This is a genomic window from Nocardia amamiensis (assembly GCF_015477605.1).
In the GTDB taxonomy this organism is placed as follows: domain Bacteria; phylum Actinomycetota; class Actinomycetes; order Mycobacteriales; family Mycobacteriaceae; genus Nocardia; species Nocardia amamiensis_A.
Map to the genome: position 1 here is coordinate 1 of NZ_JADLQX010000200.1, position 623 is coordinate 623.

General features: G+C 72.6%; 1 protein-coding gene. It reads left to right on the forward strand.

The features are described from left to right. Positions 1–15: 15 nt before the first annotated feature. The coding region (locus tag IU459_RS37470; RefSeq protein WP_324199184.1) for a condensation domain-containing protein at positions 16–623 on the forward strand (608 nt) is incomplete at its 3' end.

The window sequence follows — 623 nt, forward strand, 5'->3', positions numbered from 1 at the left end:
TTGGGAGGCAACTCGTTGCTGGCGACGCAGCTGGTGTCGCGGGTGGGTGCGGCGATCGATGCGCGGGTGCCGGTGCGGGAGGTGTTCGAGGCCTCGACGGTGGGAGCGCTGGCGGCGCGGGCGGCCGGCCGGGCCGGCGAGGGAGGCCGCCTCACGCTGGGGATGCGGGAGCGTCCGGCGCGGGTGCCGCTGTCGTTCGCGCAGCAGCGGATGTGGTTCATCGATCAGTTCGACACCGCCTCGGCGGTGTACAACATGCCGTTGGCGTTGCGGTTGTCGGGGGAGTTGGATGTGGCGGCGTTGCAGGCCGCGGTGGCCGATGTGCTCGACCGGCACGAGGTGCTGCGGACGGTGTATCCCAGCGACGAGACGGGTCCGGTGCAGGTGGTGGTGCCGGTGGAGGCGGTGGGGGTGGATCTGTCGCCGGTGGCGGTGGCCGAGGCGGAGTTGATGCAGCGGGTGGGGCAGGTGTTGGGGGCGGGATTCGATGTGGCGGCGGCGGTGCCGGTGCGGGCGCGGCTGTTGCGGGTCGGGGACCAGGAGCATGTGCTGGCGGTGGCGGTGCATCACATCGCCGCCGACGGGTCCTCGATGCGGCCGTTGGCGCGGGATGTGATGGCCGC